This window comes from Pseudomonas fluorescens (assembly GCF_003732425.1).
Classification (GTDB): Bacteria; Pseudomonadota; Gammaproteobacteria; order Pseudomonadales; family Pseudomonadaceae; genus Aquipseudomonas; species Aquipseudomonas fluorescens_BE.
In genome coordinates, this window is the sequence record NZ_MOBX01000001.1 from 269,840 (window position 1) to 287,663 (window position 17,824).

The following is a 17,824-nucleotide window of genomic DNA, read 5'->3' on the forward strand; positions in this document are numbered from 1 at the left end:
CCCGGTTCTTTGTTTCAGACTGACGTCTTACTCGGCGGATACAGCTTCGCCAGCAGTAGCACGATCAACCAACTCGACGTACGCCATAGGCGCGTTGTCGCCAGCGCGGAAACCGCACTTGAGGATGCGCAGGTAGCCACCCTCACGGGTAGCGTAACGCTTGCCCAGGTCGTTGAAGAGCTTACCAACGATAGCTTTCGAACGAGTACGGTCGAAAGCCAGACGGCGGTTAGCCAGGCTGTCTGTCTTGGCCAGAGTGATCAGCGGCTCGGCAACGCGGCGCAGTTCTTTGGCTTTTGGCAGAGTAGTTTTGATCAGCTCGTGCTCGAACAGCGACACCGCCATGTTTTGGAACATGGCCTTGCGGTGCGAGCTGGTGCGGCTCAGGTGACGACCACTTTTACGATGACGCATGGTTCATTCCTTACCAAACACTACGTTCGGTGATTACGACGATCAGGCAGTCGCCTTGTCGTCCTTCTTAAGACTTGCAGGCGGCCAGTTGTCGAGGCGCATGCCGAGGGACAGACCGCGGGAGGCCAGAACGTCCTTGATTTCAGTCAAGGATTTCTTGCCCAGGTTCGGAGTCTTCAACAGCTCTACTTCGGTACGCTGAATCAGGTCACCGATGTAGTAGATGTTTTCCGCCTTAAGGCAGTTAGCCGAACGTACAGTCAGTTCCAGATCGTCAACCGGGCGAAGCAGGATCGGATCGATCTCGTCTTCCTGCTCGACAACCACTGGCTCACTGTCACCTTTGAGGTCGACGAACGCAGCCAACTGCTGTTGCAGGATGGTTGCAGCGCGGCGGATAGCCTCTTCAGGATCCAGAGTACCGTTGGTTTCCAGATCAATAACCAGCTTGTCCAGGTTGGTACGCTGCTCGACACGGGCGTTTTCCACCACGTATGCGATACGGCGAACCGGGCTGAACGAAGAGTCAAGCTGCAAGCGACCGATGCTGCGGCTTTCGTCTTCATCGCTCTGACGCGAGTCGGCTGGTTCATAACCACGACCACGAGCTACGGTGAGCTTCATGTTCAGGGCGCCGTTAGACGCCAGGTTAGCGATTACGTGATCGGGATTAACGATCTCGACATCATGATCCAGCTGAATATCGGCAGCGGTAACCACCCCCGAACCCTTCTTCGACAAGGTCAGCGTAACTTCGTCACGACCGTGCAGCTTGATGGCCAGACCTTTAAGGTTCAACAGGATTTCAATTACGTCTTCCTGTACACCTTCGATGGCGCTGTACTCGTGGAGCACACCGTCAATCTCGGCCTCGACTACTGCGCAGCCGGGCATTGAGGACAACAGGATGCGTCGCAGCGCGTTGCCCAGGGTGTGGCCAAAACCACGCTCGAGAGGCTCGAGAGTGATCTTGGCGCGGGTTGGACTGACAACCTGCACATCAATGTGGCGGGGTGTCAGGAACTCATTTACCGAAATCTGCATGGATGCACCTATTTTCTAGCCCTTACTTGGAGTAGAGCTCGACAATCAGGCTTTCGTTGATGTCGGCGGACAGATCACTGCGAGCAGGAACGTTCTTGAAAACGCCCGACTTCTTCTCAGTGTCTACTTCTACCCATTCTACGCGGCCACGTTGGGCACACAGATCGAGAGCTTGGACAATGCGAAGTTGGTTTTTTGCTTTCTCGCGAACTGCAACCACGTCACCAGCACGAACCTGATACGACGGAACGTTTACGGTCTGACCGTTAACGCTGATCGACTTGTGCGATACCAGCTGACGGGATTCGGCACGAGTCGAACCAAAGCCCATACGGTATACAACGTTGTCCAGACGGCATTCGAGCAGTTGCAGCAGGTTTTCACCGGTTGCACCTTTCTTGCCAGCAGCTTCTTTGTAGTAGCCGCTGAACTGACGCTCGAGAACGCCGTAGATACGACGGACCTTCTGCTTTTCACGCAGTTGGGTGCCGTAATCGGACTGGCGACCGCGGCGTTGGCCGTGGATACCAGGTGCTGCTTCAATGTTGCACTTCGATTCGATCGCGCGCACGCCGCTCTTCAGGAAGAGATCGGTGCCTTCGCGACGAGCGAGTTTGCATTTTGGACCAATGTAACGAGCCATTCTTTACAATCTCCTGGATTACACGCGGCGCTTCTTCGGCGGACGGCACCCGTTGTGCGGGATTGGCGTCACGTCGGTGATGCTGGCGATCTTGTAGCCACAGCCGTTCAAAGCGCGGACTGCGGATTCACGACCTGGACCTGGACCCTTGACGTTAACGTCGAGGTTTTTCAGGCCGTATTCCAGCGCAGCTTGACCAGCACGTTCAGCAGCTACTTGAGCAGCAAACGGGGTGGACTTGCGGGAACCGCGGAAACCCGAACCACCGGAGGTAGCCCAGGAAAGAGCGTTACCTTGACGGTCGGTAATGGTCACGATGGTGTTGTTAAAAGATGCATGGATGTGGGCGATGCCATCAACCACTGTCTTTTTAACTTTTTTACGAGGACGAGCAGCAGGTTTTGCCATGATTAAATTCCTGTCGATTCGCTGGGGCGATTACTTGCGGATCGGCTTACGCGGACCTTTACGGGTACGCGCGTTGGTCTTGGTACGCTGACCGCGTACTGGCAGACCACGACGATGACGCAGACCGCGATAGCAACCGAGGTCCATCAAGCGCTTGATTTTCATGTTGATTTCGCGACGCAGGTCACCTTCAGTGGTGAACTTCGCCACTTCGCCACGCAGCTGTTCAATTTGCTCGTCGCTCAGATCTTTGATCTTTGCTGCTGGGTTTACCCCAGTCACTGCACAGATCTTCTGTGCAGTAGTGCGACCAACACCATAGATGTAGGTCAGCGAGATAACAGTATGCTTGTTATCTGGAATGTTAACGCCTGCAATACGGGCCATTCAGTGGGACTCCAATTGACAGCTACCTACGCCCCGGAAGCCAAGAAATAGGGCGCGAGATAATATCGCTGTAATAACAAATAATCAACCCGGTAGCGCACTAGCTACCGGGCTTGAAGCACAATCACACTCAGCCTTGGCGCTGTTTGTGACGCGGTTCCGCGCTGCAAATTACTCGAACAACACCTTCGCGGCGAATAATCTTGCAGTTACGGCACAGCTTTTTCACCGATGCACGAACTTTCATCACCAACTCCTCGAACCTTATGGGTACTCAGCGCAACATGCCGCTGCCGTAACCCTTCAGGTTGGCTTTCTTCATCAGGGATTCGTACTGGTGCGAAACGAGGTGCGATTGTACTTGGGACATGAAGTCCATCACAACCACGACCACGATCAGCAACGAGGTCCCGCCAAGGTAGAACGGAACGTTTGCTGCAACCACCAGGAACTGGGGCAACAGGCACACGGCCGTCATGTAAAGAGCACCGAACATGGTCAAGCGGGTCAGAACGCCATCAATGTAGCGCGCAGACTGCTCACCTGGACGGATGCCCGGAATAAAGGCACCGGACTTCTTCAGGTTTTCCGCTACGTCTTTCGGATTGAACATCAACGCCGTATAGAAGAAGCAGAAGAAAATAATCCCTGCACTAAACAGCAGAATATTCAACGGCTGACCAGGAGCGATCGACTGCGAGATGTCCTGCAACCAGCCCATACCTTCAGACTGACCGAACCAGGCACCCAACGAAGCCGGGAACAGCAAAATGCTGCTCGCGAAAATAGCCGGAATAACACCGGCCATGTTCACCTTCAACGGTAAGTGGCTAGTCTGCGCAGCAAAAACCTTGCGGCCCTGCTGACGCTTGGCGTAGTGAACAGCGATACGACGCTGACCACGCTCAATGAACACCACGAAACCGATAATCGCTACTGCCAGCAAACCGATGGCAACCAAGGCGAAGATGTTGATATCACCCTGACGCGCAGACTCGAAAGACTGCCCGATTGCTCTCGGAAGACCGGCGACGATACCCGAAAAAATCAACATCGAGATACCGTTGCCTACACCACGCTCAGTAATCTGCTCACCCAGCCACATCATGAACATCGCACCAGCCACAAACGTGGATACCGCGACGAAATGGAAGCCAAAGTCACCAGTGAACGCAACGCCCTGCCCCGCCAGACCTATGGACATGCCAATAGCCTGAACGAGAGCGAGGACGACGGTGCCGTAGCGGGTGTACTGGCTGATCTTGCGACGGCCAGCTTCACCTTCCTTCTTCAACTGCTCCAGCTGCGGGCTGACGGCGGTCATCAGTTGCATGATGATCGATGCCGAAATGTACGGCATGATCCCCAGTGCAAAGATGCTCATCCGTTCCAGCGCGCCGCCGGAGAACATGTTGAACAAGCTAAGAATGGTCCCCTCATTCTGTCGAAACAGGTCTGCGAGTCGGTCCGGGTTGATACCTGGAACCGGGATGTGTGCGCCTATTCGGTAGACGATAATCGCCAGGAACAGAAAACGCAGACGAGCCCAGAGTTCAGACATACCGCCTTTGCCGAGCGCAGAGAGAGCACCTTGCTTAGCCATTTATTCCTCGAACTTGCCGCCAGCTGCTTCGATAGCCGCACGCGCACCTTTGGTGGCGCCGATTCCCTTGCCGATAGTGACAGCGCGAGTCACTTCACCGGACAGCATGATTTTCACACGCTGTACGTTGACGTTGATCACGTTGGCATCTTTCAGGGACTGCACGGTGACGATGTCGCCTTCCACTTTAGCCAGCTCGGACAAACGCACTTCTGCGCGATCCATGGCTTTCAGGGAAACGAAACCGAACTTCGGCAGGCGACGATGCAGCGGCTGTTGGCCGCCTTCAAAGCCTGGAGCAATGGTGCCACCGGAGCGGGAGGTCTGACCTTTGTGACCACGGCCACCAGTCTTACCCAAACCGCTACCGATACCACGGCCCGGACGATGCTTTTCGCGACGGGAACCCGGCGCTGGACTCAGATCATTGAGTTTCATCGATTAACCCTCGACACGCAGCATGTAGTAAGCCTTGTTGATCATCCCGCGATTCTCGGGAGTATCCTGGACTTCTACAGTGTGACCGATGCGACGCAGACCCAGACCCTTAACGCACAGTTTGTGGTTAGGGATGCGGCCGGTCATGCTTTTGATCAGCGTTACTTTAACGGTAGCCATGATCAGAAGATCTCCTTGACGCTTTTGCCACGCTTGGCGGCAATGGATTCAGGAGACTGCATAGCTTTCAAACCTTTGAAAGTGGCGTGAACCACGTTTACCGGGTTAGTCGAGCCATAGCACTTGGCCAGAACGTTCTGAACGCCAGCAACTTCGAGGACAGCACGCATAGCGCCGCCAGCGATGATACCGGTACCTTCAGAAGCAGGCTGCATGTACACCTTCGAAGCGCCGTGAGCGGACTTCATTGCGTACTGCAGAGTGGTGCCGTTCAGATCAACTTGGATCATGTTGCGGCGAGCAGCTTCCATTGCCTTCTGGATCGCAGCAGGCACTTCACGCGACTTGCCACGGCCGAAGCCAACACGCCCTTTACCATCACCAACCACGGTCAACGCGGTGAAAGTGAAGATACGGCCGCCTTTAACGGTTTTGGCTACGCGGTTAACTTGAACCAGCTTCTCAATGTAGCCTTCGTCGCGCTTTTGGTCGTTATTTGACATAACTTAGAACTCCAGCCCAGCTTCACGAGCAGCATCAGCCAGCGCTTTAACGCGGCCGTGGTACTTGAAGCCAGAGCGGTCGAAAGCCACTTGCGAGACGCCAGCGGCCTTAGCACGCGTAGCGACCAGCTGGCCAACCTTTGTGGCCGCGTCGATGTTGCCAGTGGCGCCATCACGCAGTTCTTTATCCAAAGTCGAGGCGCTTGCCAGGACTTTGTTGCCGTCGGCCGAGATGACCTGGGCGTAGATGTGCTGCGACGAGCGGAACACGCAGAGACGCACGACTTCGAGTTCGTGCATTTTCAGGCGTGCTTTGCGAGCGCGACGCAGTCGAGTAACTTTTTTGTCGGTCATTTGCTATGCCCTACTTCTTCTTGGCTTCTTTACGACGGACGACTTCGTCCGCGTAGCGCACACCTTTGCCTTTGTATGGCTCTGGTGGACGGAAGTCGCGGATCTCAGCGGCCACTTGACCTACCAGCTGCTTGTCGATGCCCTTGATCAGGATATCGGTCTGGCTAGGAGTCTCAGCGGTGATGCCTTCCGGCAGTTCGTAATCCACTGGGTGCGAGAAGCCAAGGGCCAGGTTCAGAACCGTGCCTTTTGCTTGCGCCTTGTAACCAACACCGACCAGCTGGAGCTTACGCTCGAAGCCTTGGCTTACGCCTTGGACCATGTTGTTTACCAACGCACGCGTGGTACCGGCCATTGCGCGAGTTTGTTGATCGCCATTGCGAGCAGCGAAACGCAGCTCACCAGCTTCTTCAACGATCTCAACGGACGAATGGATGTTCAGTTCAAGAGTACCCTTGGCACCCTTCACCGAAAGCTGTTGGCCTGCGAATTTTACTTCGACACCGGCTGGCAGCTTAACGGGGTTCTTAGCGACGCGAGACATGCTTATCCCCCCTTAGAACACAGTGCAAAGAACTTCGCCGCCGACACCGGCAGCGCGCGCAGCACGATCCGTCATCACACCTTTGTTGGTGGAGACGATAGACACGCCAAGACCGCCACGAACTTTCGGCAGATCTTCAACGGACTTGTACTGACGCAGGCCTGGACGACTAACGCGCTTCACTTCTTCGATAACCGGACGGCCTTCGAAGTACTTCAGCTCGATGGACAACGACGGCTTAGCGTCGGTGGTGATCTGAAAATCCGCGATGTAACCTTCGTCCTTCAGGACTTTTGCTACAGCCACCTTCAGCGTGGAAGACGGCATGCTTACGACAGACTTTTCAGCCATCTGGGCATTACGGATTCGAGTTAGCATGTCCGCTAACGGGTCCTGCATACTCATGGGCTAGACGCTCCTAATACAGAAAAATTAGCCTTGCGGCTACTACTTGTCGCCGAGAACTTCCGGGCGTGAAAAACACGGGCTCAGGCGAGCCGGTCATTCTAGACACACCCCAGAAATGAATCAAGCCCCAAAAGGGGCTTGATTCAGATTCAAGGCCACCGATGGTCAGGTTCTTGCGAACCCGAACATCGAGACTTTGACAACAATTACCAGCTGGCTTTAACCAGACCTGGTACGTCACCACGCATTGCAGCTTCACGCAGCTTGTTACGGCCAAGGCCGAACTTGCGGTAAACGCCGTGCGGACGACCAGTCAGGCGGCAACGGTTACGCATGCGCGAAGCGCTTGCGTCACGTGGTTGCTTCTGCAGAGCTACGGTAGCTTCCCAACGCGCTTCTGGACTTGCGTTCAGATCAACGATGATAGCTTTCAGCGCTGCACGCTTGGTGGCGTACTTGGCAACAGTGAGCTGACGCTTCAGCTCACGGTTTTTCATGCTCTTCTTGGCCATTTTCCTACTCCAATCAGTTGCGGAACGGGAATTTGAAAGCACGCAGCAGAGCGCGGCCTTCATCATCGTTCTTGGCAGTGGTGGTCAGGGTAATGTCCAGACCGCGGAGAGCATCGATCTTGTCGTAGTCGATTTCCGGGAAAATGATCTGCTCTTTCACGCCCATGCTGTAGTTACCACGACCATCGAAGGACTTGGCATTCAGGCCGCGGAAGTCGCGAACCCGAGGCAGGGAGATCGACAGCAGACGATCCAGGAACTCGTACATACGCTCACGGCGCAGGGTCACTTTGACGCCGATCGGCCATCCTTCACGGACTTTAAAGCCAGCGATGGATTTACGAGCGTAGGTCACAACGACTTTCTGGCCGGTGATCTTTTCCAGGTCAGCAACAGCGTGTTCGATGACTTTTTTGTCGCCGATCGCTTCGCCCAGACCCATGTTCAGGGTGATTTTAGTAACGCGCGGAACTTCCATCACGTTCGAAAGCTTAAGTTCTTCCTTAAGTTTCGGAGCGATTTCCTTCCGGTAAATCTCTTTTAGTCGTGCCATGGTCTTCTACCTAGCAGTGTTCAAGCATCAACCGCTTTTTGGGTCGACTTGAAGACACGAATTTTCTTACCGTCTTCTACTTTGAAACCAACGCGGTCAGCCTTGTTGGTTTCGCCGTTGAAGATGGCGACGTTGGAAGCGTGCAGTGGCGCTTCTTTCTCGACGATACCGCCCTGTACGCCCGACATCGGGTTAGGCTTGGTATGGCGCTTGACCAGGTTCAGACCACCAACAACCAGACGGTTGTCAGCAAGAACCTTCAGCACCTTACCGCGCTTACCTTTGTCTTTGCCGGCGATCACGATGATCTCGTCGTCACGACGAATCTTTTGCATGTCGGATCTCCTTACAGCACTTCTGGGGCGAGCGAGACGATCTTCATGAACTTCTCAGTACGAAGTTCACGGGTCACTGGCCCAAAGATACGGGTGCCGATCGGCTCTTGCTTGTTGTTCAGAAGAACAGCAGCGTTGCCATCAAAGCGGATAATGGAGCCATCAGCACGACGTACGCCGTGACGAGTGCGGACTACAACAGCAGTCATCACTTGGCCTTTTTTCACTTTACCGCGCGGAATTGCTTCCTTTACGGTAACTTTGATGATGTCACCGATACCAGCGTAACGACGATGGGAGCCACCCAGCACCTTGATGCACATAACACGGCGAGCGCCGCTGTTATCGGCCACATCGAGCATGGATTGAGTCTGAATCATATAATTTCTCCGACCCCTAGCCCTTAGACTTCCACAGCGCGTTCGAGAACATCAACCAGCGCCCAAGACTTGGTCTTGGCCATCGGACGAGTTTCACGAATAGTGACTTTGTCGCCGATGTGGCACTGATTGGTTTCGTCGTGCGCGTGCAGCTTAGTCGAACGCTTAACGTATTTACCGTAGATCGGGTGCTTTACGCGACGCTCGATCAGAACGGTGATGGTTTTGTCCATCTTGTCGCTGACAACACGGCCAGTCAGCGTACGGACAGTTTTTTCGGCTTCAGCCATGATTACTTACCTGCCTGCTGGTTGAGCACAGTCTTCACGCGAGCGATGTCACGCTTAACTTGCGAGAGCAGATGAGACTGCCCCAACTGGCCAGTTGCTTTCTGCATGCGCAGATTGAACTGGTCGCGCAGCAAGCCGAGCAGTTGCTCGTTCAGCTGCTGTGCGGATTTTTCACGAAGTTCATTCGCTTTCATCACATCACCGTCCGTTTAACAAAGGAGGTGGCGAGCGGCAGCTTTGCAGCAGCCAGGGCGAAAGCCTCACGCGCCAGCTCTTCAGAAACACCCTCGATTTCATACAGGACTTTGCCTGGCTGAATCTGGGCAACCCAGTATTCCACGTTACCCTTACCTTTACCCATACGAACCTCGAGAGGCTTTTTGGAGATCGGCTTGTCCGGGAATACACGGATCCAGATCTTGCCGCCACGTTTTACGTGACGGGTCAGAGCACGACGCGCTGACTCGATCTGACGAGCGGTGAGACGACCACGAGCAACAGACTTCAGCGCGAACTCGCCGAAGCTGACTTTGCTACCGCGCAGTGCCAGACCACGGTTGTGGCCGGTCATCTGCTTGCGGAACTTCGTACGCTTTGGTTGCAACATTTGGCGTACCCCTTACTTAGCAGCTTTTTTACGAGGCGCTGGTGCTTGTGGTTTCAGTTCTTCTTGGCGACCACCAATAACTTCGCCTTTGAAGATCCAAACCTTTACACCGATCACACCGTAAGTGGTGTGAGCTTCGTAGTTGGCATAGTCGATGTCGGCACGCAGGGTGTGCAATGGCACACGACCTTCGCGATACCATTCAGTACGTGCGATTTCAGCACCGCCGAGACGACCGCTCACTTGGATTTTGATGCCTTTGGCACCAATGCGCATGGCGTTCTGTACTGCGCGCTTCATAGCGCGACGGAACATTACGCGACGCTCCAGCTGCTGAGCTACGCTCTGCGCAACCAGCATACCGTCGAGCTCCGGCTTGCGGATCTCTTCGATATTGATGTGCACAGGCACACCCATTTGCTTGGTCAGGTCCTGACGCAGTTTCTCAACATCTTCACCTTTCTTCCCGATAACGATACCTGGACGAGCGGTGTGGATGGTGATGCGTGCAGTTTGAGCCGGACGATGGATATCGATACGGCTTACGGACGCGCTTTTTAGTTTGTCTTGGAGATACTCACGCACTTTCAGATCTGCGAACAAGTAGTCCGCATAAGTCCGACCGTCTGCGTACCAGACGGAGGTGTGCTCCTTGACGATTCCCAGGCGAATGCCAATGGGATGTACTTTCTGACCCATCTCTTCGACTCCGTTACTTGTCAGCAACCTTGACAGTGATATGGCAAGACCGCTTGACGATGCGATCAGCACGGCCTTTGGCACGTGGCATGATGCGCTTCAGCGAACGCCCTTCGTTGACGAAAACGGTGCTGACCTTCAGGTCATCAACGTCTGCGCCTTCGTTATGCTCGGCGTTGGCTACGGCCGACTCCAGCACTTTCTTCATGATCTCGGCGGCTTTCTTACTGCTGAAAGCCAACAGGTTGAGCGCTTCGCCCACCTTCTTCCCGCGGATCTGGTCGGCGACCAAGCGGGCTTTCTGGGCGGAGATTCGAGCGCCCGACAACTTAGCGGCTACTTCCATTTCCTTACCCCTTAACGCTTGGCTTTCTTGTCAGCCACGTGCCCGCGATAGTTGCGGGTACCGGCGAACTCGCCCAGTTTGTGGCCGACCATGTCTTCGTTAACGAGAACTGGGACGTGCTGACGACCGTTGTGTACTGCGATGGTCAAACCGACCATTTGTGGCAGGATCATCGAACGACGCGACCAGGTTTTAATTGGTTTGCGATCGTTCTTTTCCGCCGCCACTTCGATCTTCTTCAGTAGGTGAAGATCAATAAAAGGACCTTTTTTCAGAGAACGTGGCACTGTCGTATCCCTCTATTTACTTGCGACGACGGACGATCATTTTGTCGGTACGCTTATTACCACGAGTCTTCGCGCCCTTAGTCGGGAAGCCCCATGGCGATACCGGATGACGACCACCAGAGGTACGACCTTCACCACCACCATGTGGGTGGTCAACCGGGTTCATGGCAACACCACGAACGGTTGGGCGAACGCCACGCCAGCGTTTGGCACCAGCTTTACCCAGCGAACGCAGGCTGTGCTCGGAGTTCGAGACTTCACCCAGGGTCGCACGGCATTCAGCCAGGACTTTACGCATTTCACCGGAACGCAGACGCAGGGTCACGTAGACACCTTCACGAGCGATCAGCTGAGCCGAAGCACCAGCGGAACGAGCGATCTGTGCACCTTTACCTGGCTTCAATTCGATGCCGTGTACGGTAGAACCGACTGGAATGTTGCGCAGTTGCAGAGCGTTGCCTGGCTTGATTGGAGCCAGAGCGCCTGCGATCAGCTGGTCGCCAGCGCTCACGCCTTTAGGGGCGATGATGTAGCGGCGCTCGCCGTCTGCGTAGCAGAGCAGTGCGATGTGAGCAGTACGGTTTGGATCGTATTCGATACGCTCGACAGTGGCGACGATGCCATCTTTGTCGTTGCGACGGAAATCGACCATACGGTAATGCTGCTTATGACCACCACCGATGTGACGAGTGGTAATACGGCCATTGTTGTTACGACCACCAGTCTTCGATTTTTTCTCGAGCAGCGGTGCGTGAGGAGCGCCTTTATGCAGCTCCTGGTTGACCACCTTGACCACAAAACGGCGGCCAGGGGAAGTCGGTTTGCATTTAACGATTGCCATGATGCACCCCTTCCTTACTCAGCACTGCTGCTGAAATCGAGATCTTGGCCTGGCTGAAGGGAGATAACTGCCTTCTTCCAGTCATTACGCTTGCCCAGACCGCGAGCAGTGCGCTTGCTCTTACCCAGAACATTCAGGGTAGTGACGCGCTCTACTTTCACGCTGAACAGGCTTTCGACGGCCTTCTTGATTTCCAGCTTGGTTGCATCAGTAGCAACCTTGAAAACGAACTGGCCTTTCTTGTCTGCCAGAACCGTAGCCTTCTCGGAAACGTGCGGGCCAAGCAGAACTTTAAATACGCGTTCCTGGTTCATCCCAGCAGCTCCTCGAATTTCTTCACGGCCGACACGGTGATCAACACCTTGTCGTATGCGATCAGACTAACTGGATCGGAACCTTGAACGTCACGTACATCTACGTGCGGCAGGTTACGAGCAGCCAGGTACAGGTTCTGATCAACAGCGTCCGACACGATGAGAACATCGGTCAGGCTCATGTTGTTCAGCTTGCCCAGCAGATCTTTGGTTTTCGGAGTTTCAACAGCGAAATCCTGAACCACGACCAGACGATCAGTACGCACCAGCTCAGCAAGGATGGAACGCATTGCTGCGCGATACATCTTCTTGTTCAGCTTCTGGGAGTGATCCTGAGGACGAGCTGCGAAAGTGGTACCGCCGCCACGCCAGATTGGGCTACGGATAGTACCGGCACGAGCACGGCCAGTACCTTTCTGACGCCATGGGCGCTTGCCGCCACCACGAACGTCGGAACGGGTCTTCTGCTGCTTGCTACCTTGACGGCCGCCAGCCATGTAGGCCACGACTGCTTGGTGAACCAGCGTCTCGTTGAATTCGCCGCCAAATGTCAGTTCGGAAACTTCGATCGCTTGAGCGTCATTTACATTTAATTGCATGTCAGCTTCCCCTTAACCGCGAGCCTTGGCTGCTGGACGTACAACCAGGTTGCCGCCAGTAGCGCCAGGAACAGCGCCCTTGACCAACAACAGATTGCGTTCAGCGTCCACGCGCACTACTTCCAGGGACTGCACGGTCACGCGCTCAGCGCCCATATGACCGGACATTTTTTTGCCCTTGAATACACGACCAGGAGTCTGGCACTGGCCGATAGAGCCTGGGACGCGGTGGGATACGGAGTTACCGTGGGTGTTATCTTGCCCGCGGAAATTCCAACGCTTGATCGTACCCTGGAAGCCTTTACCTTTGGACTGACCGGTTACATCAACCAGTTGGCCAGCGGCGAAGATTTCAGCGTTGATCAGATCGCCAGCCTGGTACTCGCCTTCTTCAAGACGGAATTCCATGGTGGCGCGACCAGCGGCAACGTTCGCTTTAGCGAAGTGGCCAGCTTGAGCTGCTGTTACACGCGAAGCACGACGCTCGCCGACAGTGACTTGCACTGCACGATAGCCATCGGTCTCTTCAGTTTTGAACTGGGTGACGCGATTCGGCTCGATCTCAATGACCGTGACCGGAATGGAGACACCTTCTTCGGTGAAAATACGGGTCATACCGCATTTACGACCGACTACACCAATAGTCATGTTGTAAACCTCATGAGTGTACGGGGCTTTCACCCGCTATGGCCGCCCATTTCAGAGCGTTACACGACTAAGACCGAGTCTTAGCCGAGGCTGATCTGCACTTCCACACCGGCCGCAAGATCAAGCTTCATAAGAGCATCAACGGTTTTATCCGTTGGCTGGACGATGTCCAGAACGCGCTTATGAGTGCGGATTTCGTACTGGTCGCGCGCGTCTTTGTTGACGTGCGGAGAAACCAGAACGGTGAACCGCTCTTTACGGGTAGGCAGTGGAATTGGACCACGCACTTGAGCACCAGTACGTTTCGCGGTTTCCACGATTTCCTGGGTTGATTGGTCGATCAGGCGATGGTCGAAAGCCTTCAACCTGATACGGATTTGCTGATTTTGCATTGGATTTCAGACTCCGGCTGCTATTCCCACCGGGCGCAATACGCCCGTTAAAAGGAGGCGCAATTCTATAGACGCGCCAGATAGGTGTCAACCCAATAAAAAAGCCCCCGCTCAGCGGGGGCTTTTTCAAGTCAACAAGCAAACTCTATAAAAGAGATTACTCGATGATTTTAGCTACGACGCCAGCGCCGACGGTACGACCGCCTTCACGGATAGCGAAACGCAGACCGTCTTCCATCGCGATGGTTTTGATCAGGGTAACAGTCATCTGAATGTTGTCACCTGGCATTACCATTTCAACGCCTTCTGGCAGCTCGCAGTTACCAGTCACGTCAGTAGTACGGAAGTAGAACTGTGGACGGTAGCCTTTGAAGAACGGAGTGTGACGACCGCCTTCTTCCTTGCTCAGAACATAAACTTCTGCGGTGAACTTGGTGTGCGGCTTAACCGAACCCGGCTTAACCAGAACCTGACCACGCTCAACGTCGTCACGCTTGGTACCACGCAGCAGAACGCCGCAGTTCTCGCCAGCACGACCTTCGTCGAGCAGCTTGCGGAACATTTCAACACCGGTGCAGGTGGTGGTGGTGGTGTCACGCAGACCAACGATTTCCAGTGCATCTTGAACGCGAACGATACCGCGCTCGATACGACCAGTCACAACAGTACCGCGACCCGAGATCGAGAATACGTCTTCGATTGGCATCAGGAATGGCTTGTCGATCATACGAACTGGTTCTGGGATGTAGGTATCCAGAGTTTCTACCAGCTTACGAACGGCAGTGGTGCCCATTTCGTTGTCGTCTTTGCCTTCCAGAGCCATACGAGCCGAACCGATGATGATCGGAGTGTCGTCGCCTGGGAAGTCATAGGTGGACAGCAGGTCGCGAACTTCCATCTCAACCAGTTCCAGCAGCTCAGCGTCGTCTACCAGGTCAGCCTTGTTCAGGAAAACCACGATGTACGGAACGCCTACCTGACGGGACAGCAGGATGTGCTCACGGGTTTGTGGCATCGGACCATCAGCGGCCGAGCAAACCAGGATCGCGCCGTCCATCTGGGCAGCACCAGTGATCATGTTCTTCACGTAGTCAGCGTGACCTGGGCAGTCAACGTGAGCGTAGTGACGAATAGTCGAGTTGTACTCAACGTGAGCGGTGTTGATGGTGATACCGCGAGCTTTTTCTTCTGGAGCGCTGTCGATCTTGTCGAATTCAACTACGGCCGAACCGAAAACTTCGGAGCAGACGCGAGTCAGAGCAGCGGTCAGAGTGGTTTTACCGTGGTCAACGTGACCGATGGTGCCAACGTTGACGTGCGGTAGGGAACGATCAAATTTTTCTTTAGCCACGACAATTAACTCCTAGCCTAAAGGGGCTGAATCAGCCTTGTTTTTTGGTTACGGATTCGACGATGTGCGACGGAGCCGTATCGTATTTTTTGAATTCCATAGAGTAGCTTGCGCGACCCTGGGACATGGAACGAACGTCGGTCGCATAACCGAACATCTCACCCAGTGGAACCTCGGCACGGATAACCTTGCCGGACACTGTGTCTTCCATACCCTGGATCATGCCGCGACGACGGTTAAGGTCGCCCATAACATCACCCATATAGTCTTCAGGCGTAACAACCTCTACCGCCATGATCGGCTCGAGCAACTCACCACCGCCCTTTTGGGCCAGTTGCTTGGTCGCCATGGAAGCAGCCACCTTAAACGCCATCTCGTTGGAGTCGACGTCGTGGTAAGAACCATCGAACACGGTAGCCTTCAGGCCGATCAGCGGATAGCCGGCAACAACGCCGTTCTTCATCTGCTCTTCGATACCCTTCTGGATAGCCGGGATGTATTCCTTAGGAACCACACCACCTACAACTTCGTTCACGAATTGCAGACCTTCCTGACCTTCGTCAGCAGGAGCAAAACGAATCCAGCAGTGACCGAACTGGCCGCGACCACCGGACTGACGAACGAACTTGCCTTCGATTTCACAGTTCTTCGTGATGCGCTCACGATACGAAACCTGAGGCTTGCCGATGTTGGCTTCGACGTTGAACTCACGGCGCATCCGGTCAACCAGGATGTCCAGGTGCAGCTCGCCCATGCCGGAGATGATCGTTTGACCAGTCTCTTCATCAGTTTTAACGCGGAAAGACGGGTCTTCCTGAGCAAGTTTGCCCAGAGCGATACCCATTTTTTCCTGGTCATCCTTGGTCTTAGGCTCTACGGCAACCGAAATAACCGGCTCCGGGAAGTCCATGCGAACCAGGATGATTGGCTTATCAGCGTTGCAGAGGGTTTCACCAGTGGTGACGTCCTTCATGCCGATCAGGGCCGCGATGTCGCCAGCGCGTACTTCCTTGATCTCTTCACGGGCGTTTGCGTGCATTTGCACCATACGACCCACACGCTCTTTCTTGCCTTTAACCGAGTTGATTACGCCGTCGCCGGAGTTCAACACGCCCGAGTAAACACGGACGAAGGTCAAGGTACCCACGAATGGGTCGGTAGCGATTTTGAACGCCAGAGCAGCAAACGGCTCGTCATCACTTGCGTGACGCTCCATTTCCTCTTCCTCGTTATCAGGGTTGGAACCCTTGATAGCAGGAATATCGGTAGGAGCAGGCAGGAAGTCGATAACGGCGTCGAGAACCAGGGGAACGCCCTTGTTCTTGAACGAAGAACCGCAAACAGCCAGAACGATTTCGCCGGCGATAGTACGCTGACGCAAAGCAGCTTTGATCTCTTCGATCGACAGCTCTTCGCCTTCCAGGTACTTGTTCATCAGCTCTTCGTTGGCTTCGGCAGCAGCTTCAACCATGTTGTTGCGCCACTCTTCCGCCAGCTCTTGGAGCTCAGCAGGAATGTCCTTGCGAACAGGGACCATACCTTTGTCAGAGTCGTTCCAGTAGACAGCTTGCATGTTGATCAGATCGATCTGACCCTGGAAGTTGTCTTCGGAACCGATAGCCAACTGGATCGGCACCGGAGTGTGACCCAGACGCTGCTTGATCTGACCGATCACGCGCAGGAAGTTGGCACCAGCACGGTCCATCTTGTTTACGTAAACAAGACGTGGAACGCCGTATTTGTTGGCTTGACGCCATACGGTTTCCGACTGCGGCTCAACACCCGAAGTACCACAGAACACAACGACAGCGCCGTCGAGTACGCGCAGGGAACGCTCAACTTCAATGGTGAAGTCTACGTGGCCCGGGGTATCGATTACGTTGAAGCGGTGCTCATGCGGGTACTGCTTCTCGGAACCTTTCCAGAAGGCGGTAATAGCAGCAGAAGTAATGGTAATACCACGCTCCTGCTCCTGCACCATCCAGTCTGTGGTCGCGGCGCCATCATGCACCTCGCCCATTTTGTGACTTTTGCCGGTGTAAAAAAGGACGCGCTCGGTGGTGGTGGTTTTACCAGCATCCACGTGAGCGACGATACCGATGTTACGGTAGCGGCTAATCGGAGTAGTACGAGCCATAAAGCCCTCGCAAAATTAGTGAAGCTAAAATTAGAAGCGGTAGTGCGAGAAAGCTTTGTTGGCTTCAGCCATACGGTGCACGTCTTCACGCTTCTTAACAGCAGCACCTTTACCTTCAGCAGCATCCAGCAGTTCGCCAGCCAAACGCAGAGCCATAGACTTCTCGCCACGCTTACGGGCGAAGTCTACCAACCAGCGCATTGCCAGAGCGTTACGACGGGAAGGACGAACCTCGACCGGAACCTGGTAAGTAGCACCACCAACGCGGCGCGACTTCACTTCGACCAGCGGAGCGATGGCGTCGAGTGCTTTTTCGAAGAGTTCCAGGGGATCGGTGCCAGCCTTACGGGTCGCAACGGTTTCCAGGGCACCATAAACGATACGCTCGGCAACGGCTTTCTTGCCGCTTTCCATAACGTGGTTCATGAATTTGGCGAGGATCTGGCTTCCGTATTTCGGATCGTCCAGAATCTCACGCTTTGCTGCTACGCGACGTCTTGGCATGATAAGCCCTCAAGCGGTCTTCAGGTTAGCTCGGGACAGATCCAATGGATGCGTGCCCGACCTTACTCTTATCGACTCAATAAAATGAAAATCTGCAAAACGG

General features: G+C 54.5%; 31 protein-coding genes. All 31 read right to left on the minus strand.

What is annotated here, in order from left to right:
* Positions 1 to 27: 27 nt before the first annotated feature.
* A complete protein-coding gene (rplQ, locus tag BK670_RS01315; RefSeq protein ID WP_003176402.1) occupies positions 28 to 414 on the minus strand; it encodes a 50S ribosomal protein L17 in 387 nt (128 codons plus the stop codon).
* 42 nt (positions 415 to 456) lie between these two features.
* A complete protein-coding gene (locus tag BK670_RS01320) occupies positions 457 to 1,458 on the minus strand; it encodes a DNA-directed RNA polymerase subunit alpha (protein ID WP_003186012.1) in 1,002 nt (333 codons plus the stop codon).
* Between the two features lie 22 nt (positions 1,459 to 1,480).
* Positions 1,481 to 2,101 carry a 30S ribosomal protein S4 gene (gene rpsD, locus BK670_RS01325; protein WP_003176404.1) on the minus strand — a complete coding sequence of 207 codons (621 nt, stop codon included), beginning with the start codon at positions 2,099 to 2,101 and terminating at the stop codon, positions 1,481 to 1,483.
* A gap of 18 nt (positions 2,102 to 2,119) precedes the next feature.
* Positions 2,120 to 2,509 carry a 30S ribosomal protein S11 gene (gene rpsK, locus BK670_RS01330; protein WP_002555466.1) on the minus strand — a complete coding sequence of 130 codons (390 nt, stop codon included), beginning with the start codon at positions 2,507 to 2,509 and terminating at the stop codon, positions 2,120 to 2,122.
* Positions 2,510 to 2,539: 30 nt separating this feature from the next.
* Entirely contained in the window at positions 2,540 to 2,896 is a 357-nt protein-coding gene (rpsM, locus tag BK670_RS01335) for a 30S ribosomal protein S13 (protein ID WP_003186020.1), read from the minus strand.
* Positions 2,897 to 3,026: 130 nt separating this feature from the next.
* On the minus strand, positions 3,027 to 3,143 hold the full coding sequence (gene rpmJ, locus BK670_RS01340) for a 50S ribosomal protein L36 (RefSeq protein ID WP_002555468.1): 117 nt from the start codon (positions 3,141 to 3,143) through the stop codon (positions 3,027 to 3,029).
* A gap of 27 nt (positions 3,144 to 3,170) precedes the next feature.
* Positions 3,171 to 4,499, minus strand: a complete 1,329-nt coding sequence (gene secY, locus BK670_RS01345; protein ID WP_003228718.1) for a preprotein translocase subunit SecY — start codon at positions 4,497 to 4,499, stop codon at positions 3,171 to 3,173.
* Complete coding sequence (gene rplO / locus BK670_RS01350; protein WP_003228720.1) at positions 4,500 to 4,937, minus strand: 50S ribosomal protein L15; 438 nt, start codon at positions 4,935 to 4,937, stop codon at positions 4,500 to 4,502. It abuts the gene before it with no gap.
* Positions 4,938 to 4,940: 3 nt separating this feature from the next.
* On the minus strand, positions 4,941 to 5,117 hold the full coding sequence (gene rpmD, locus BK670_RS01355) for a 50S ribosomal protein L30 (protein WP_003176408.1): 177 nt from the start codon (positions 5,115 to 5,117) through the stop codon (positions 4,941 to 4,943).
* A 2-nt stretch (positions 5,118 to 5,119) separates the two neighbouring features.
* Positions 5,120 to 5,620: a 30S ribosomal protein S5 gene (gene rpsE, locus BK670_RS01360; protein ID WP_003186035.1), complete on the minus strand. Its 501-nt coding sequence runs from the start codon at positions 5,618 to 5,620 to the stop codon at positions 5,120 to 5,122.
* 3 nt (positions 5,621 to 5,623) lie between these two features.
* On the minus strand, positions 5,624 to 5,974 hold the full coding sequence (gene rplR, locus BK670_RS01365; RefSeq protein WP_003186037.1) for a 50S ribosomal protein L18: 351 nt from the start codon (positions 5,972 to 5,974) through the stop codon (positions 5,624 to 5,626).
* 10 nt (positions 5,975 to 5,984) lie between these two features.
* Entirely contained in the window at positions 5,985 to 6,518 is a 534-nt protein-coding gene (gene rplF / locus BK670_RS01370) for a 50S ribosomal protein L6 (protein WP_003176412.1), read from the minus strand.
* Positions 6,519 to 6,530: 12 nt separating this feature from the next.
* Positions 6,531 to 6,923, minus strand: coding sequence for a 30S ribosomal protein S8 (gene rpsH / locus BK670_RS01375; protein ID WP_007918458.1), 393 nt, complete (start codon positions 6,921 to 6,923; stop codon positions 6,531 to 6,533).
* 209 nt (positions 6,924 to 7,132) lie between these two features.
* Positions 7,133 to 7,438 (minus strand): 30S ribosomal protein S14, encoded by a 306-nt coding sequence (gene rpsN / locus BK670_RS01380; RefSeq protein WP_003228726.1) that lies wholly within the window; start codon positions 7,436 to 7,438, stop codon positions 7,133 to 7,135.
* A gap of 13 nt (positions 7,439 to 7,451) precedes the next feature.
* A complete protein-coding gene (rplE, locus tag BK670_RS01385; protein WP_003210069.1) occupies positions 7,452 to 7,991 on the minus strand; it encodes a 50S ribosomal protein L5 in 540 nt (179 codons plus the stop codon).
* Positions 7,992 to 8,011: 20 nt separating this feature from the next.
* The gene (rplX, locus tag BK670_RS01390) at positions 8,012 to 8,326 is read right to left on the minus strand and encodes a 50S ribosomal protein L24 (protein ID WP_003186046.1); all 315 of its coding nucleotides are present in this window, start codon (positions 8,324 to 8,326) and stop codon (positions 8,012 to 8,014) included.
* Positions 8,327 to 8,337: 11 nt separating this feature from the next.
* Entirely contained in the window at positions 8,338 to 8,706 is a 369-nt protein-coding gene (rplN, locus tag BK670_RS01395; RefSeq protein ID WP_002555479.1) for a 50S ribosomal protein L14, read from the minus strand.
* Between the two features lie 23 nt (positions 8,707 to 8,729).
* The gene (gene rpsQ / locus BK670_RS01400) at positions 8,730 to 8,996 is read right to left on the minus strand and encodes a 30S ribosomal protein S17 (protein WP_003194644.1); all 267 of its coding nucleotides are present in this window, start codon (positions 8,994 to 8,996) and stop codon (positions 8,730 to 8,732) included.
* A 2-nt stretch (positions 8,997 to 8,998) separates the two neighbouring features.
* Positions 8,999 to 9,190: a 50S ribosomal protein L29 gene (gene rpmC / locus BK670_RS01405; RefSeq protein ID WP_002555481.1), complete on the minus strand. Its 192-nt coding sequence runs from the start codon at positions 9,188 to 9,190 to the stop codon at positions 8,999 to 9,001.
* Positions 9,190 to 9,603 (minus strand): 50S ribosomal protein L16, encoded by a 414-nt coding sequence (gene rplP, locus BK670_RS01410; RefSeq protein ID WP_003228729.1) that lies wholly within the window; start codon positions 9,601 to 9,603, stop codon positions 9,190 to 9,192. The genes rpmC and rplP overlap by 1 nt, the downstream gene beginning before the upstream one ends.
* Positions 9,604 to 9,615: 12 nt before the next feature.
* Positions 9,616 to 10,302 carry a 30S ribosomal protein S3 gene (rpsC, locus tag BK670_RS01415; protein WP_003176422.1) on the minus strand — a complete coding sequence of 229 codons (687 nt, stop codon included), beginning with the start codon at positions 10,300 to 10,302 and terminating at the stop codon, positions 9,616 to 9,618.
* Between the two features lie 13 nt (positions 10,303 to 10,315).
* Positions 10,316 to 10,648 carry a 50S ribosomal protein L22 gene (rplV, locus tag BK670_RS01420; RefSeq protein ID WP_003103908.1) on the minus strand — a complete coding sequence of 111 codons (333 nt, stop codon included), beginning with the start codon at positions 10,646 to 10,648 and terminating at the stop codon, positions 10,316 to 10,318.
* Between the two features lie 11 nt (positions 10,649 to 10,659).
* Entirely contained in the window at positions 10,660 to 10,935 is a 276-nt protein-coding gene (gene rpsS, locus BK670_RS01425; protein WP_011336172.1) for a 30S ribosomal protein S19, read from the minus strand.
* A 16-nt stretch (positions 10,936 to 10,951) separates the two neighbouring features.
* Positions 10,952 to 11,776: a 50S ribosomal protein L2 gene (gene rplB / locus BK670_RS01430; protein ID WP_003228734.1), complete on the minus strand. Its 825-nt coding sequence runs from the start codon at positions 11,774 to 11,776 to the stop codon at positions 10,952 to 10,954.
* Positions 11,777 to 11,790: 14 nt separating this feature from the next.
* On the minus strand, positions 11,791 to 12,090 hold the full coding sequence (gene rplW, locus BK670_RS01435; protein WP_002555488.1) for a 50S ribosomal protein L23: 300 nt from the start codon (positions 12,088 to 12,090) through the stop codon (positions 11,791 to 11,793).
* Entirely contained in the window at positions 12,087 to 12,689 is a 603-nt protein-coding gene (rplD, locus tag BK670_RS01440; protein WP_003228735.1) for a 50S ribosomal protein L4, read from the minus strand. The genes rplW and rplD overlap by 4 nt, the downstream gene beginning before the upstream one ends.
* A 12-nt stretch (positions 12,690 to 12,701) precedes the next feature.
* A complete protein-coding gene (gene rplC, locus BK670_RS01445; protein WP_123448313.1) occupies positions 12,702 to 13,337 on the minus strand; it encodes a 50S ribosomal protein L3 in 636 nt (211 codons plus the stop codon).
* An 80-nt stretch (positions 13,338 to 13,417) separates the two neighbouring features.
* Positions 13,418 to 13,729 (minus strand): 30S ribosomal protein S10, encoded by a 312-nt coding sequence (gene rpsJ, locus BK670_RS01450; RefSeq protein ID WP_003186070.1) that lies wholly within the window; start codon positions 13,727 to 13,729, stop codon positions 13,418 to 13,420.
* A 157-nt stretch (positions 13,730 to 13,886) separates the two neighbouring features.
* A complete protein-coding gene (gene tuf / locus BK670_RS01455) occupies positions 13,887 to 15,080 on the minus strand; it encodes an elongation factor Tu (protein WP_024014521.1) in 1,194 nt (397 codons plus the stop codon).
* A gap of 31 nt (positions 15,081 to 15,111) precedes the next feature.
* On the minus strand, positions 15,112 to 17,217 hold the full coding sequence (gene fusA, locus BK670_RS01460; protein ID WP_064589462.1) for an elongation factor G: 2,106 nt from the start codon (positions 17,215 to 17,217) through the stop codon (positions 15,112 to 15,114).
* Between the two features lie 30 nt (positions 17,218 to 17,247).
* Positions 17,248 to 17,721 (minus strand): 30S ribosomal protein S7, encoded by a 474-nt coding sequence (gene rpsG / locus BK670_RS01465; protein WP_007916467.1) that lies wholly within the window; start codon positions 17,719 to 17,721, stop codon positions 17,248 to 17,250.
* Between the last annotated feature and the right edge of the window lie 103 nt (positions 17,722 to 17,824).

Coding starts and splice junctions, on each gene's coding strand:
- rplQ (WP_003176402.1), bottom strand. CDS start 414: ATGCGTCATCGTAAAAGTGGTCGTCACCTGAGCCGCACCAGCTCGCAC.
- BK670_RS01320 (WP_003186012.1), bottom strand. CDS start 1,458: ATGCAGATTTCGGTAAATGAGTTCCTGACACCCCGCCACATTGATGTG.
- rpsD (WP_003176404.1), bottom strand. CDS start 2,101: ATGGCTCGTTACATTGGTCCAAAATGCAAACTCGCTCGTCGCGAAGGC.
- rpsK (WP_002555466.1), bottom strand. CDS start 2,509: ATGGCAAAACCTGCTGCTCGTCCTCGTAAAAAAGTTAAAAAGACAGTG.
- rpsM (WP_003186020.1), bottom strand. CDS start 2,896: ATGGCCCGTATTGCAGGCGTTAACATTCCAGATAACAAGCATACTGTT.
- rpmJ (WP_002555468.1), bottom strand. CDS start 3,143: ATGAAAGTTCGTGCATCGGTGAAAAAGCTGTGCCGTAACTGCAAGATT.
- secY (WP_003228718.1), bottom strand. CDS start 4,499: ATGGCTAAGCAAGGTGCTCTCTCTGCGCTCGGCAAAGGCGGTATGTCT.
- rplO (WP_003228720.1), bottom strand. CDS start 4,937: ATGAAACTCAATGATCTGAGTCCAGCGCCGGGTTCCCGTCGCGAAAAG.
- rpmD (WP_003176408.1), bottom strand. CDS start 5,117: ATGGCTACCGTTAAAGTAACGCTGATCAAAAGCATGACCGGCCGCATC.
- rpsE (WP_003186035.1), bottom strand. CDS start 5,620: ATGTCAAATAACGACCAAAAGCGCGACGAAGGCTACATTGAGAAGCTG.
- rplR (WP_003186037.1), bottom strand. CDS start 5,974: ATGACCGACAAAAAAGTTACTCGACTGCGTCGCGCTCGCAAAGCACGC.
- rplF (WP_003176412.1), bottom strand. CDS start 6,518: ATGTCTCGCGTCGCTAAGAACCCCGTTAAGCTGCCAGCCGGTGTCGAA.
- rpsH (WP_007918458.1), bottom strand. CDS start 6,923: ATGAGTATGCAGGACCCGTTAGCGGACATGCTAACTCGAATCCGTAAT.
- rpsN (WP_003228726.1), bottom strand. CDS start 7,438: ATGGCCAAGAAGAGCATGAAAAACCGTGAGCTGAAGCGTCAGCTCACT.
- rplE (WP_003210069.1), bottom strand. CDS start 7,991: ATGGCACGACTAAAAGAGATTTACCGGAAGGAAATCGCTCCGAAACTT.
- rplX (WP_003186046.1), bottom strand. CDS start 8,326: ATGCAAAAGATTCGTCGTGACGACGAGATCATCGTGATCGCCGGCAAA.
- rplN (WP_002555479.1), bottom strand. CDS start 8,706: ATGATTCAGACTCAATCCATGCTCGATGTGGCCGATAACAGCGGCGCT.
- rpsQ (WP_003194644.1), bottom strand. CDS start 8,996: ATGGCTGAAGCCGAAAAAACTGTCCGTACGCTGACTGGCCGTGTTGTC.
- rpmC (WP_002555481.1), bottom strand. CDS start 9,190: ATGAAAGCGAATGAACTTCGTGAAAAATCCGCACAGCAGCTGAACGAG.
- rplP (WP_003228729.1), bottom strand. CDS start 9,603: ATGTTGCAACCAAAGCGTACGAAGTTCCGCAAGCAGATGACCGGCCAC.
- rpsC (WP_003176422.1), bottom strand. CDS start 10,302: ATGGGTCAGAAAGTACATCCCATTGGCATTCGCCTGGGAATCGTCAAG.
- rplV (WP_003103908.1), bottom strand. CDS start 10,648: ATGGAAGTAGCCGCTAAGTTGTCGGGCGCTCGAATCTCCGCCCAGAAA.
- rplB (WP_003228734.1), bottom strand. CDS start 11,776: ATGGCAATCGTTAAATGCAAACCGACTTCCCCTGGCCGCCGTTTTGTG.
- rplW (WP_002555488.1), bottom strand. CDS start 12,090: ATGAACCAGGAACGCGTATTTAAAGTTCTGCTTGGCCCGCACGTTTCC.
- rplD (WP_003228735.1), bottom strand. CDS start 12,689: ATGCAATTAAATGTAAATGACGCTCAAGCGATCGAAGTTTCCGAACTG.
- rplC (WP_123448313.1), bottom strand. CDS start 13,337: ATGACTATTGGTGTAGTCGGTCGTAAATGCGGTATGACCCGTATTTTC.
- rpsJ (WP_003186070.1), bottom strand. CDS start 13,729: ATGCAAAATCAGCAAATCCGTATCAGGTTGAAGGCTTTCGACCATCGC.
- fusA (WP_064589462.1), bottom strand. CDS start 17,217: ATGGCTCGTACTACTCCGATTAGCCGCTACCGTAACATCGGTATCGTC.
- rpsG (WP_007916467.1), bottom strand. CDS start 17,721: ATGCCAAGACGTCGCGTAGCAGCAAAGCGTGAGATTCTGGACGATCCG.